Origin of the sequence: Paenibacillus sp. FSL M7-0896, from assembly GCF_037975415.1 — a bacterium.
In the GTDB taxonomy this organism is placed as follows: Bacteria; Bacillota; Bacilli; order Paenibacillales; family Paenibacillaceae; genus Paenibacillus_AQ; species Paenibacillus_AQ silagei.
Genome location: NZ_CP150250.1, coordinates 2,441,061 through 2,453,669, shown reverse-complemented (window position 1 = coordinate 2,453,669; position 12,609 = coordinate 2,441,061). Strand labels below are relative to the sequence as shown.

General features: G+C 53.4%; 8 protein-coding genes. All 8 read right to left on the bottom strand.

Features of this window, described 5'->3' with window-relative positions:
- Positions 1–43: 43 nt before the first annotated feature.
- The 8 genes from MKY12_RS10260 to MKY12_RS10225 all read right to left on the bottom strand — a co-directional run bounded on the left by MKY12_RS10260 (position 44) and on the right by MKY12_RS10225 (position 12,594).
- Positions 44–1,063 carry an endo-1,4-beta-xylanase gene (locus MKY12_RS10260; RefSeq protein WP_209880078.1) on the bottom strand — a complete coding sequence of 340 codons (1,020 nt, stop codon included), beginning with the start codon at positions 1,061–1,063 and terminating at the stop codon, positions 44–46.
- A gap of 116 nt (positions 1,064–1,179) precedes the next feature.
- Positions 1,180–2,700: a response regulator gene (locus MKY12_RS10255; RefSeq protein ID WP_339313665.1), complete on the bottom strand. Its 1,521-nt coding sequence runs from the start codon at positions 2,698–2,700 to the stop codon at positions 1,180–1,182.
- Positions 2,693–4,501 (bottom strand): histidine kinase, encoded by a 1,809-nt coding sequence (locus MKY12_RS10250; protein WP_339313664.1) that lies wholly within the window; start codon positions 4,499–4,501, stop codon positions 2,693–2,695. The genes MKY12_RS10255 and MKY12_RS10250 overlap by 8 nt, the downstream gene beginning before the upstream one ends.
- 24 nt (positions 4,502–4,525) lie before the next feature.
- A complete protein-coding gene (locus MKY12_RS10245) occupies positions 4,526–6,058 on the bottom strand; it encodes a response regulator transcription factor (protein ID WP_339313662.1) in 1,533 nt (510 codons plus the stop codon).
- A gap of 131 nt (positions 6,059–6,189) precedes the next feature.
- On the bottom strand, positions 6,190–7,101 hold the full coding sequence (locus tag MKY12_RS10240; RefSeq protein ID WP_036724944.1) for a carbohydrate ABC transporter permease: 912 nt from the start codon (positions 7,099–7,101) through the stop codon (positions 6,190–6,192).
- A gap of 14 nt (positions 7,102–7,115) precedes the next feature.
- A complete protein-coding gene (locus MKY12_RS10235) occupies positions 7,116–8,102 on the bottom strand; it encodes an ABC transporter permease subunit (RefSeq protein ID WP_036693453.1) in 987 nt (328 codons plus the stop codon).
- A 111-nt stretch (positions 8,103–8,213) separates the two neighbouring features.
- The gene (locus MKY12_RS10230) at positions 8,214–9,896 is read right to left on the bottom strand and encodes an extracellular solute-binding protein (protein ID WP_339313660.1); all 1,683 of its coding nucleotides are present in this window, start codon (positions 9,894–9,896) and stop codon (positions 8,214–8,216) included.
- A 448-nt stretch (positions 9,897–10,344) separates the two neighbouring features.
- The gene (locus tag MKY12_RS10225) at positions 10,345–12,594 is read right to left on the bottom strand and encodes a glycoside hydrolase family 95 protein (protein ID WP_339313658.1); all 2,250 of its coding nucleotides are present in this window, start codon (positions 12,592–12,594) and stop codon (positions 10,345–10,347) included.
- Between the last annotated feature and the right edge of the window lie 15 nt (positions 12,595–12,609).

The following is a 12,609-nucleotide window of genomic DNA, read 5'->3' as shown; positions in this document are numbered from 1 at the left end:
GATTCCCTCCAGAAATAATATGGTGTCCAGCTTGGGACGAATATTAAGATTGCGAAGCCGCCAGCTCGGCCAGCCGGGCGAATGAAGCCTTCGGCTGCTTCTGCTCATCGAACAGGAACGGCCAGTTCTTGCGTCCCCGGACGGGGAAGCCGTCCAGCCAGGTGTAGTCATCGGCCACGCCCCAGAAGGTCACCGAGTCAATGGAGTCTCTGAATTCCAGCAGAAGAGCGAAGATCTCGGCATAACGCTCCTCCTGAAGCTTCAGCATTTCAGCTGTTGGCGCTTTCAAATCCGTGCGCTTGTCGTCATGACGGAACACGGAGAGGTCCAGCTCGGTAATATGGATCTTAAGCCCCAGCGACGCGTAGAGCTTAAGAGCACTGCGGATTTCCTCAATGGAAGGGCCGTAGATATTCCAATGTCCCTGCATTCCGATCCCGTGAATCGGCGTATTCTGATCCAGCAGGCTGCGCACGAGCTTGTAGATTTTGCCGCTTTTGACAGGATCGGTCTCATTATAGTCGTTGTAGAACAACAGCGCATCAGGATCTGCCTGATGTGCCATTTCAAAGGCCTGACGGAGATAATCCTCGCCGATGATCTCAAGCCACCGCGTATCCCGCAGATACTGGTCTGTTTTATCCTCAATCGCTTCATTCACTACATCCCAGGCATAAGCCCGTCCCCGGTAACGGCCCACTACCGTGTTAATGTGGGTCTGCAGGCGGGCAAGCAGCTGCTCTCTGCTGCAGGCTCCGCCTTCCGCATCCTTGAACATCCAGTCTCCGGTCTGGTTATGCCACAGAAGCGTATGCCCCCGGACACCGATCCCGCGCGACTCTGCGAATTCGAAGATACCGTCCGCAGCCTCGAAGGAATAGCTCCCTTCCTCCGGCTGAACCTCTACCGGCTTCATTTCATTCTCGGCTGTAATGCTGTTGTAATGCTTGGCAATAAAAGAACCCTGGGCAGCTATAATGCCAGTACTGACGGCAGCCCCTATTTTAAAGGCCTCCCGGAACATCTCATGTAATGCAGGAATTTCGCTGCTGGCTTGCTTCATCTTTTTTAACCTCCATTGAATAGCAATTTTTGGACAGCTATCTCTATCATAACGTATTTGAATGCGTTTACCATCACCATAGTAAAGACTTGGACCCTAATAAATAAATGGATACCCTAGCCTTGTTCAGATTGGGCCTGTGCCCGGAACTGAACGGGCTTCAGCGCCGTCCGTTTCTCGAACTCTCTTAAGAAATGGTGATAGTGTACGTAACCGACGCTCTCCACAATGCTTCTGACCGTATCCTGAGTGTCGATCAGCCGCTTCTTGGCTGCTTCGATCCGCAAATTATGAATGTACTCCAGAATGCTGATGCCGTGCTTTTTGATGAAGGCCTGGCCCAGATACACCGGATTGATATAGAAATGCTCTGCAATCTCTTTCACCGTCAGATGCTCCGGATAATGATCCCGCAGGAAGCATTCCACGCGGGTCAGCGGGTGCTCGGAGTTACGCTCCTTGTGCTGGCGGATATAGTTCATACTGGTGGAGAGCGCTGTCTCCAGGGTGACCTGCAGAGCTTCCAGGGACCTCGGCTCGGTTCTGAAAAAATCAAGCGTGCCGATCCACTGATCGTCCGCGCCTCCAAATTCCTTCAGCAGTTCCATGCTCCGCAGCATGATATCCATACCCGTCATCTGGACGACTCCCGGATCTGTCCGGTTCTCCTTGAACTCGCGGAACAATTCGCCCAGCTTCTCCGCAGCCTTATGCTCATGCAGCCGCTCCACTGCGCTGATGATCTCCTCAATCAGCTCTGCGGAAGGCAGCGTGTAATTAACCTGGCCCTCGGCTTCACTGGCCGAATCCACGGGACCGCACCCGTCCGAATAGAAGTAGTGGCGGGCCGCAGCGTCTGCCGCTTCGCGGTAGGAGACCGGCAGCTCGCGGAGGGACCGCACACTTGGCCCGATGCTGACCGAGCCCTTTACTCCGCTGCGGGTCAGCCCGGCGTATAGCTGCTCCGCCAGCCCTGCCGCCGCCCCCGAGCTCTCCACGACCAGCCCGGCCTGATCCCCGGGCAGATCAATGAGCATCGCACCGGCCGGTCCGGCAAGCTCCCGGCACAGCTCCGTAATCCGGCTGCTATTGCCCTCCACATGCACATACGTCCACCCAGTGGCCGCCTCATCCAGGCGGTCCATCTGCTCAGCAGCTTCTTCATCCGGCTCCGCCCAGTGTCCCTCAAGCATGCGCGCAATGGCAAGCGGCAGCAGACGGCTGGACAGCATACTCTGCTGCATCGTCTGCTTAAGGCGCAGCTCCAGCTCATCCGTAATGTCCGTAAGCACCTTATCCCATTCCGCATCCATAACCGGCTTCAGCAGGTAATGCCTTACCCCGTAACGGATGGCTGTTCTGGCATATTCAAATTCGCCGTAGCCGCTGAGCACAATGAAGACCGGCTGCTCCATATCAAGGCTGCGTACGCGCCGGATCAGCTCAAGCCCGTCAATCTCGGGCATGCGGATATCCGTAATCACAAGATCCGGCGAGCTGCGGATAACGGCAGCCAGTGCTTCCTCCCCGTTCTCACAGGCGCCGCATACCTCGAAGCCCAGTTCCTCCCAGTCGGTCAGCGTCCGCAGCCCCTCTAAGGCAATGGTCTCATCATCTGCGAGCACTACTTTATACATGAGCTCCCTCCCCCATCGGAACCAGACTCAAATCCTCGGGAATCTGGATAGTAATGACCGTACGTTCGTATTCGGTGCTCTCAATACTGAATTCGGCTCTGCCGTTATAGTACAGCATGAGGCGTTTATACACATTGCGGAGGCCAACATTCTGTCCCGTATCCTCTTCTGTCTCCAGATGAGATTTGATCCATTCCAGCTTCTCCTTCTCGATTCCTTTGCCATTATCAGTCACCACAATCAGCAGACCTGTCTCATTCCGTGAAGCGGACACGTGAATTTCCCTTGCCCATTTGACCGATTGCAGGCCATGCTTGCAGGAATTCTCCACCAGAGCCTGTATACTCATCTTGGGAATGCGGCAGTTCAGCACCTCAGGCGCAATATCCAGCACATAAGAGAAGCGGTTCTGGAAGCGGAACTTCTCAATCTGCAGATACATCTCGATGAAGGATACCTCCTCCTCCACCGTAATCAGATCATCCTTCCAGCTCAGCAGCCTGCGCATAATCAGGGCCAGATTCCTAATGACATCGGTAACCTGCTCATATTTATACTTCTTACAGATGACCAGGATCGCATTCAGCGTATTAAAAAGGAAATGAGGGTCTACCTGACTCTCCAGATATTTCAGCTCTGCCCGCACCCGTTCCAGCTCCAGATCCTTCTTCTGGATCTCCAGCTTGTAGACATCATTGATCAGATTGCGGATTTTGCCGGTCATCAGATTGAAGCTGCGGATCAGACCTCCGATCTCATCCTTCCCCTCATACATATCAATGCTCTCGAATTGTTCATATTTGACCAGCTTCATATGCTTGTAGAGCAGCCGTACCCGCAGATTGTAGGAGCGTATAATCACAATCATGAGCAGAGTGGGAAGGATGATCGTCAGCAGAACCAGAATCAGCGAGTTCCTGAGCGCGCGTTCCATCTCATGGCTGATCTTACGCCCTTCCGGCGTTCCGACCAGCCGCCAGCCCTTGGTATAGGCCGCACTGCTAAGCGCCCGGACAATCTGCTTGGAAGGCTGGTCAATACTGGTGTCCACATTGAGCAAGGCACTCGCATCCAGCGAGGAGAAGGAACGGTTCGAGTCCAGCACAACCCGGTTCTTCTCGTCCAGCAGCTTGAAATCCAGATAGTCACGTTCCTTCTGGAACAGCTCCTGTACATTGTTCAGCCGCAGATCAATCCTCAGATATTTCGTGTAGGGCTGGCCCGTGAAGTTATCCAGCTTGCGGATCAGGCTGACCAGCACCTCCTGCTGCGGCGGATTCAGCGGGTCGGTTCCCTGATAAGAAGTGAGCAGCACCTTACCTGTGCTGCTTGAGATTTTGCGGTACCATTCACTCTGCTTATCCGCGTACGAAAGAATGAAATAGCTGTTGCCGTTCTGGATGGTCGGATTAGAGGTGTATATGCCCATCCACGAAATATAGGAGTGGAGCGTGCTGTACTGCCGCAGCTTATCCTTCAGAGAATCATTATAGGCATCATAATAAGCCTCATTATCCGGGTAGGCGTAATCCATCATCTCCATGTAAGGCCGGTCCGCAGCCACCGTATTGCTGATCGCCAAGCATTCGTTCACGATCTGCATCAGGTCATAGGCCACCCGGTCTACCGAAATCTCCAGATTCTCCCTCTCCCGTGCCTCCACATTACGGCTGATCTGCACATAAAAGAGGGCATTGATGCTAAGTATGGGGACGAGCACACACAGTAAGTAGATAAACAAAAACTTGTATTTAAGCGGAATATCATTGATGAAGGCAGATGGCTTCCGGTTATTCTTCATGCACGCCCCCTCCTCCCTCATGAATTAACTCTTCTTGTACACGGAAGGTGTAACTCCGTTAAGCGCCTTGAACTTGGCGGCGAACACATCGGCGTCTGAATAGCCCACTCTGCTTGAAATATCGGAAATACCCATATCGGTCCGGCGGAGCAGCTTCTTCGCCTCTTCAATGCGGAATTCATGGAGATAATCGTTAAAGGAGCTGCCGTAATATTTCTTGAACCGTTGTCCCAGGTAGGCCGAGTTCACATGCAGGTGCCCCGCAATATCCTGCAGCTTCAGCTTCTCCTGATAATGCCCGCGGACATACTCGATCGCTGCGGCCACAATCTGATCCTCCGCCCTGCCGTCCGCAGCCGCTGCGAACCACTCTGCAGCCTCACACAGCTCCTCCTCTATCTGACGCTCAAGCAGCGGCAGGCAATTGGCTGTATGCCGTGACGGGAACCATTTCTGCACCCACTGCGCATAGTCTCCCCCTCTGGCGGTAATTTCACGTAGCAGCTCAGCTTTGACATTGGCCAGAAAAGCGTCGATCCAGGAGCTGGACGCCACCTCCGCCGAGAAGATCTTGAACACCTCGCCAAGCTGATCCGTGAGATGCTCTACCTTCCCTTCGGTGACGGATTGCAGCAGCGATCGTCTCAGCTCTGCCGGAAGCATGGCCATCTGCGACTTATCCTGCTTCTCGAAGAAGCCGGCGGCCTCGCTCCCCGTGGTATCGTGCCTGCACAGCTCAGCAGCCAGCGCCTCACGGTATGCCGTATTCAAGGCCTCCTTGCCCTGATGCTGGAGACTTGCCGCGAAAAAGACCGGCGTGGTGTACAGCGGCCGCATCTCCTCCATCCACCGGGTAAGCAGTGTCCGGTCGAGCGCCGGCCCTTCCTGCGGTGACACCAGCAGATACCCGTGCTTCCCGCTGCCTGCGGTGAACGGATAGACTGAAATACTGCGCAGCGGCTCCTTGCCGCTCATGGCGGCGACCTGCTTGCGCATTTGCAGGCTGTCCGGCGCGGCTCCATGGACCAGGACACAGCATAGCCGCGAGGCAGGGCCGATCCCCAGCATATTCAGCCCCTTCTCCCGCTCCTCCTCCGAATTCTCCCGCATCAGGAGCCGGGATACCGTATCCTCCTGCATCAGAGCCGAGAGCGCGTCACGCCGTGAGGATGCCTTGTGTTCTTTAAGAATCTGTTCGGTTACTGTATGCAGCGCCTCCGTCAGCTCCTTTTCATCCAGAGGCTTGGTCAAATAGTTGGAGACTCCGTATTTCAGAGCCCGCTTGGCATACTCAAAGTCAGCATAGCCGCTAAAAATAATAAACTTCGGGCGGCAATCGCCTTCTGAGGATCTTCGAATGAGCTCAAGGCCATCGATGACCGGCATGCGCACATCGGTGATGACCAGATCAGGACGGGTGCTGTGAATTAGCTGCAGCGCATCCTCCCCGTCCAGCGCCTCGCCGCATACTTCATAGTTGAGTGCCTTCCAGTCCACCAGAAAGCGCAGCCCCTCCAGCATAATCGGCTCATCGTCGGCAAACAGTACCTTAAGCATGGAATCACCATCTTTGTTCTAGTTTTTTTATGATCTGCTGGCTCACCACTGTTGAACAGGAGAAACCGCTTCGGCTGCACCCGAAACGGTTATAGTATACATATTTTTCTTACTATAATACGTATTGACAATTACTCTTTTACGCTACCCAGGTTCAATCCTACCACGAAATACTTCTGCAAGAAAGGGTAGACGAACAGAATCGGAACTGCTGTAACGATCGTAATGGCTGAACGCATGGAGGCTGGCGTAACCAGCGACTGGACCTGATTGTTCTGGCCTCCCGCAAGCATCGACGGATCATTGTTCGCACTCATAATCGAGCCGAGCATCTTCATCATTTCGTATTGCAGCGTGCTGAGCTTGATATCCGAGGAGGCATAGAGGAATGTGTCAAACCAGGAATTCCATGAGCCTACCGCGATGAACAGTGCGACGGTTGCCAGGACAGGCGTACAGAGCGGGAAGATGATTTTCCAGAAAATCCTGAATTCACCTGCTCCGTCAATCTTCGCTGATTCGGTAAGGCTGAACGGAAGCCCGCGGATATACGTCCGCATGATAATCAGGTTGAACGCGCTGACCAGACTCGGCAGGATATAGACCATGAAGTTATGCAGCAGGCCCATATTCTTGATCAGGAAGTAGTTCGGAATCAGCCCGGCATTGAAATACATGGTCAGGATGAACAGCAGGCCGATCTTTTTGCGGAAAATATATTGCGGCTGCGCCAGTGCATACGCCAGCATCGTAGTAAGGAAAACACCAAGCACCGTTGAGATAATCGTACGGGATACCGAGATAAATGCGGCATGATAGATCGTTCCTGATATAAAGACCGCCCGGTAATTCTCCAGCGTCCATACACGGGGCCAGAGGTAGATTCCCCCGGTAAGCGTGTCACTTCCGTCATTGAAGGATACGGCCAGCGTCTGGAGGAACGGATAGAGCGTGACAGTAACCACAAAGAGCATAAATATCGTGTTGAATGTATGAAATACAACCGGCTCAATCCGGCTTGAACCTTTGGTCCCGGCTTTCATATGGGCTTCCTCCTCTATAGTAATCGCTCTTCGCCGAGGCGTTTTGCGACATTGTTTGCGATGAATACGAGAATGACACTGACAATCGTTTTGAAGATCCCTGCCGCCGTAGCCAGCGAGTAGTTACCCATAGCCAGACCATACTTCACTACAAAGATATCAATGGTTTGCGAATAGTCCACAGTAAGTCCGTTGCCCAGCAGATATTGAAGCTCGAAGCCGGCATCCAGAATATGTCCAATGTTCATAATCAGCAAAATAACGAATGTAGCCTTGATTCCCGGAAGCGTGATATAACGCATCTTTTGAAACCGTTTCGCGCCGTCAATGGACGCTGCCTCGTACAGGGAAGGATCGATGGAGGTAATAGCAGCCAGATAGATAATTGTCCCCCAGCCCACCTCTTTCCACACGTTCGATGCCCCGATAATGCCCCAGAAGTATTTCCCTTCACTAAGCCACATAATCGGATCTTTAATCAGGTGAAGCTTCATTAGAACGACATTGACAATCCCGCCATCGATGGAGAGTGAAGTGGACACAATCCCCGCAGCGATAACCATGGACAGAAAGTGCGGCAAATAAGAAATCGACTGAACCGCACGCTTGAAGAACTTAAGCTTGATCTCATTCAGCAGCAGAGCCAGACCGATAGCCGTAACCGTACCCAGTACAAGGTTAATAAAACTCATCGCAATGGTATTGCGAAGCACCAGCATAAAGGTATCATCAGAGAATAAAAACTTGAATTGCTGCAAGCCTACCCATTCCTGCTGGCCGAAGGACACCGCCGGGCGGTAATTCTGAAAGGCCATGAGCCAGCCCCAGATGGGAACATAGTTGAAGATAATCAGATAGAGTGCAATGGGCACGGACATAAAAATAAGCTGTTTCTGTGTTTTCAGTGTTTTCCAGCTGAGTTCCACACCGATTTCCGGATCGATTTTGCTTTTTCGGGTCTTCTGTTTTTTGACCTGTTTGTCCAGTACGGCATCAGACATGTTGTATTCCCTCCTGTAAAAATCATTCTCTCCACGTTGTCCTATTCACGCATTCCTATTTAGGAAGAGCGGGAAACAGCATTTCCCGCTCCTAGTTCTGTATTGAATGGTTTATTTAACACTCCATTTCTCGATACGCTGCTGAATGCCTTCATTCATCCGGTCCTCATAGGCCTTGATGTCCAGCTTGTGGATTCTGTCCACATAATCCTGCCACACGCCGTCGAACTCAGCAGGGCTGGCCATAATGGCTTTCGGCAAATACTTAATCATGAGGTCATTCAGTTTGGACTGTGCGAGCTGTGCAGGTGAACCATCCTTAAGCACGATGGAATACGCAGGGAAGTAGATATTGTTCTCTTTCGGTTCCTTGAAGAATTCGGACCATGATTTCTTGTTGTACGCCTTCAGAATCTTCTGATCGTAAGGCTTCAGGCTGTCGAAGAATTCCTGAGGCTGTGTACCGGCATCTGCTGCGTTGCCGTCGCTGTACGTACCTTGAATCTTAGGCATGTAACCGAACATCCCTGAGATTTTGTTAGCAACCTGCCAGCTGGTCTGATCCGCATTGGCCCGTTGCTCAGGTGTACGGTAGAAGGAGCCGTCTGCATTCACTTCATAATCTTCGCCTTTCACGCCCCATTGAAGCGTCTTCTGCCAATCCTCGGTAATCATCTTATCCCAGAATTTGATAATGCGGACAGGGTCCTTGGCATTGATCGAAATTCCGAATCCGCGGTTGGTGCCGACCGCTCCGCGGTCACGATACCATTCTTCTGCGCCCGGATAGAGCAGAGGGAAGCCGATATACGTATTTTCCAGCTTGCCTTGGGAGATCAGGGATTTCTCGCCGTCCTGGAAGTTCCAGTGCTGGTCGAACATCCCGATGACCTTACCGCTTGCTACCTTGGCGAGGTACTGGTCATAGTTCTGTACGAAGGCTTCTTTATCCATCAAGCCTTGAGCATTAATCTCATTAAGCTTTTTGTAGTAGGTCTTGGAGATATCCTTGTCGGCAAAAATCTGTGCTACATTGTTATCTACAATAACGGCCCCGTCATTCGGATGCCCCGACAGATGCTCTGGGGGATTCTGCAGCGGGAACACGCGCCAGTCGAAGTTGAGTGATTCGAACCCGATCATATCCGGGTGTTTTTCTTTATATTTGGCAATGATGTCGAAATACTCATCCAGGGTCTTGGGAGTAGGGTAGCCCATTTCCTCAAGCACGCCTTTTTGCAGCCAGAAGCCTGGTCCCTGATAAGTAGGCTCGGTAATTTTACCTTGATAGACGCCATAGCTTGGCAGTACATAGATGTGGCCGTCACTCTCATCCTTGATCTGGTTCCAGACCGCACCGTAATGCTTCTTCAGGTTGGGAGCGTACTTCTCAATCAGATCCTCCAGCGGAATGTAAGCCTTGGCATTGATTAATTTGTCGTCACCCGACAGGATGTCCGGATAATCTCCCCCGGCTATCATGACCCCGAGCTTCTGCTGCAGGTCGCCGACCAGGAATTCCTGGTTGAAGGTGATTCCGGTCTCGTCTTTGATCAGCTTCAGAATCTTATTGTCAGGCGTTGGCTGTTGTCCGGGACCGTTCATGAATACCGAGAACGTTACCGGAGCCGTGTCGTCTCCGGCTGCTGCCGGGCTGGCGTTTCCTCCAGTGGCGGTATCCTTGGTGCCGGTGTTGCTGGTGTTATTGCTTGATCCACAGCCTGTCAATGCCAGTGTGAGTGCTAATACACCGGCCGCAGCGGCTGCTGCTGAACGTTTTGCCGTTTTGTGCATGTTGTTATGCCTCCCCTTTTTGGCTAATCGCTTATGCTTCTAATTTCTCCTGGTGACAACTTTAATTATACGTTTTCAGAATGCGCTTACAATTCATAGAATATAGGTCTTCCCCCCTGAAAATTCATAAAAAGAAAACGCTTGCTTGCAGCGTGGCAGCGGAATTGCCGTTCTTTCAGAGCTGGCTGCGCTTGGGGATGAGCCTGCTTACGGCCTGCTAGGGTTGCCGGATTTTGGCGAAATCCGGCGGATTCCGGCGAAATCAAAGGCATTAATGCTCTTCATTTGGTCCACGCGCCGCTCCCGGTTCCATTGTGATCGGTTTTTCGATTACATCCGGCCCGCTCGACGTTCTAGCCAACCACGCACGCAAAAAGGACTGGCGCAAATACGCCAATCCCACATTACTATACTATCCTATTCGTCAACTAGCCAGCCTAATATTAATCTACCCGGTGAAGGTATACGAACTGCCCGCTTCTCCAGCGAACGATACCGGAGCCAGTCCCGGGCCTTCCAGGCGGCATGTGCCGGATACCGTACAAGTAACAATCACTTCAGTAACATGTCCGTCCGCCCACGAGAAGTCCAGCGTATAGCCGCCTCTTGCCCGCAGTCCCTTGACACTGCCCTCGTTCCAGTCCGCAGGCAATGCAGGCAGCAGTCTGATTCTATCTGTATGACTCTGCAGCAGCATCTCCGCGATGCCCGCTGTTCCTCCGAAGTTCCCGTCAATCTGGAACGGTGGATGGTTATCGAATAGATTCGGCAAGGTGGAATGCTCCAGCAGCGCCCGTACATTCGTATAAGCCTTGCCTTCATCCTGGAGCCGCGCCCAGAAATTAATAATCCACGCCCGGCTCCAGCCGGTATGTCCTCCGCCGCTGGCAAGTCTGCGTTCCAACGTCGTACGGGCAGCTGCCGCCAGCTCCGGTGTATGCTCCACTGTGAAGGCATCCCCCGGATATAGCGCAAACAGATGCGAGATATGACGGTGCCCAGGCTCTACCTCTTCATAATCCTCCATCCATTCCTGAATCTGGCCGTATTTACCGATCAGCGGCCCCGGCAAGCGGTTCAGCGCTGAGCGGAGCTCTTCGCGGAATGCCTCATCCCGTCCGATGATTTCCGCGCTCTGAATGCAGGCCTTGAACAGCGCCTCAATAATCTGGAAGTCCATGGAGGCTCCGGCACACAGCACGCCCGATTCCCCGCCGAGAAGCTGGTACGTGTTCTCCGGCGAGACGGACGGGCAGGTAATCAGCCGGCCCGATTCATCCTCTATCAGGTAATCCAACAGGAACTGTGCAGATTCCTTCATCGTATCGTAGGCATTCGCCAGATACTGGCGGTCCTGGCTGAACCGGTAATGTTCCCACATATGCAGACACAGCCAAGCTGCTCCCAGCGGCCAGAACGAGGCTGACATATACGTATCCTGAGGAGCAGTATCTGCCCAGATGTCTGTATTGTGGTGTGCCGTGAAGCCGCCGCAGCCGTACATCACCTTCGCGGTCACCCGTCCCGGCTCACGCATCCGTTCGATCAGATCGAACAGCGGCTCATGGCATTCCGCCAGATTGCAGAGTTCAGCCGGCCAGTAATTCATTTGCGCGTTGATGTTAATCGTGAATTTGCTGTCCCAAGCCGGGGTGAAGCTGTCATTCCAGATGCCCTGCAGATTCGCAGGCAGAGAGCCGGGACGGCTGGAGGCGATCAGCAGATAACGGCCATACTGGAAGTAGGTTGTAATTAGCCCGTGATCCTCTCCCCCCTGCCGGAACCGATTTAGCCGTTCACTGGTCGGCAGTCCGCTCAGCTCCGGGTTCTCCGGGAGCGTCAGTGAGGTCCGGCCATATAGGCTGCGATAGTCCCCGACATGGCGGGCAAGCAGCTTGTCATAAGGAACGCTGCTTAGCTCTTCAAGCTGCAGCTTGGCATGCAGCGCCGGATCAGGATGGCGGAACGTGGTTCCTGCGGCAAGCAGCAGCGTAACCGAGCTCGCCCCCTCCACCAGCACATATTCGCCGATGTTGCGGCAGGTTCCGTCTTCTGTGACGGCCTTGAGTACGGCAGCGAAGGAGCTGCCCCCGCGCCCGCCGCATTCTCCGCCCATCACCAGCCCGCTGTCATTCCATTTCTCGGTTTTCTCCAGCATCCTCCAGTTCTGGCGGTTGAATCTGGCCTTCAGGGAGATTGCGTTCTTCCGGTCAGCGGTAATCCGCACCACGATGGCTTGATCCGGGAAGCTGGCGAATAGCTCACGGGTATACCGCACTCCGCCGGTGGAATAACTCACCTGGGATACACCGGATTCGAGATTAAGCTCCCGCTGATAGTCCTGAGCAGGCTGCTCATGTCCGCCGAACGACAGTAGCAGGTCGCCAAGCGGCAGATAATGGCGCTGCGCTTCCGGCAGCCCCATCATCGTCATGGCCGCCAGCTCCTCCGCCTCCCTCAGCTTGCCTTCCAGAATCAGCTGGCGGAGCTTCGGTAAGTGGGGCAGCGCATCTTCATTGTTGCGGTCACGCGGACCTCCGTACCATACGGAATCCTCATTAAGCTGCAGCTTCTCCTCAGCCACCCCGCCAAAAATCATCGCCCCGAGCCGGCCGTTGCCGATCGGCAGCGCCTCATTCCAATTCTGTGCCGGTTCACTATACCATAACCGCTGGCTGTGTTCCTTGGTTGTCATCATTGCTTCGCTCCTTCG